The sequence below is a fragment of the Micromonospora sp. NPDC004551 genome (assembly GCF_040609975.1).
Lineage (GTDB): Bacteria > Actinomycetota > Actinomycetes > Mycobacteriales > Micromonosporaceae > Micromonospora.
This window is the reverse complement of the sequence record NZ_JBEXLM010000085.1, coordinates 1-1,382: the sequence shown is the minus strand read 5'-3', so window position 1 is coordinate 1,382 and position 1,382 is coordinate 1. Positions and strand designations below refer to the sequence as shown.

1 protein-coding gene is annotated in these 1,382 nt (G+C 68.6%); it reads left to right on the top strand.

The genetic code is table 11. The features are described 5' to 3' along the window. Positions 1 to 290: 290 nt before the first annotated feature. Complete coding sequence (locus tag ABZW14_RS34205; RefSeq protein ID WP_355355390.1) at positions 291 to 1,346, top strand: IS110 family transposase; 1,056 nt, start codon at positions 291 to 293, stop codon at positions 1,344 to 1,346. Positions 1,347 to 1,382 lie beyond the last annotated feature (36 nt).

Sequence of the window (1,382 nt, the reverse complement as noted above, 5' to 3'; positions counted from 1 at the left end):
CGCGTCCTCCGATGCTCGATCCACCTGGGTTGTCGAGCCGGGAGGGCAACGCTACTTCGAGCCGAGCAAACCCCTGACTTGTCTACTGAGGTCAGACGCGAGGGTCTGCAGCCCGTAGCGTCAGGGCGCCGGTCGGTACTGGCTCGCAAACCCCTTGCCGCCCTGCAGGGCTGGCTCTTCAAGAGCGTGCCAACGCTGGCCGGCGCCCGGCCGTGGTGTGGCTCGACAGAGGCGTGCGCAAGAGATTCTTGAAGTCAGGCTGCCCACCACGGCGCATCTCGACTCCACGAGTGAAGGAACTGCCGCCCGCCGTGATCACGATCGGAATCGACCCGCACAAAGCCTCGCTGACCGCCGTCGCGCTGGACCCCACCGGCCGGCAACTGGCCACCCGACGCGTCACCGTCAACGCCGGGACATACAAGACGTTAATGGGTTGGGCTGGGCGTTGGCCGCAGCGACGCTTCGCCGTTGAAGGCGCCAACGGCCTCGGCCGCGGGATCGCCCAACTGCTGGCCGCCAACGGCGAAGACGTCGTTGACGTGCCCGCCACCCTTGCCGCCCGCGCCCGCCTGCTCGATACCGGCGGCACCCGCAAGAACGACCCAGCCGACGCCGCCAGCGTCGCCCACGCTGCGATGCGCCACAAACGCCTGCGCCCGGTCATCGCCGAAGACCACACCACGCAGCTGCGGCTACTCGCTGAACGCCGCGACGACCTGGCCGGCGAACGAGTCCGCGTCCTCAACCGCCTGCACGTCCTGCTGCGCGACCTGATCCCCGGAGGCGCCCCGGCCGACCTCACCGCCGCCAAAGCTGCCGCCCTCATGCAAGGCCTGCGGCCACTCACCGCCACCGACGCCTGCCGCCGTGACCTCGCCCGCGACCTCCTCAACGACGTGCGCCGCCTGGACCGGCAACTCGCCGCGAATGAGGGCCAGACCCGTCAAGCCTTGGCCGCGACCCGCTCCACTCTTACCGACATCCACGGCGTCGGACACATCCTCGCCGGGAAAGTCCTCGGCCACATCGGTGACATCACCCGCTTCCCGACCGCCGACCACCTCGCCAGCTATATCGGCACTGCGCCGCTGGAAACCTCAAGCGGCGAGCGACGCCGCCACCGGCTCAACACCACCGGCAACCGCCAACTCAACACCGCCCTACACACCATCGCCGTCTGCCAGGCCCGCGATCCCGGACCCGGACGGGTCTACTACCTACGCAAGATCGCTGAAGGAAAGACCCCGGCCGAGGCCAGACGAGCGCTCAAACGACGCCTCACCAACGTTCTCTACCGGCGCCTCTCCAAAGATCAACAAAGCCGGCCGACCCGCACCACTTGACACACAGAGGCGCTCTTGAGCCTCTCCCCGCCCTGG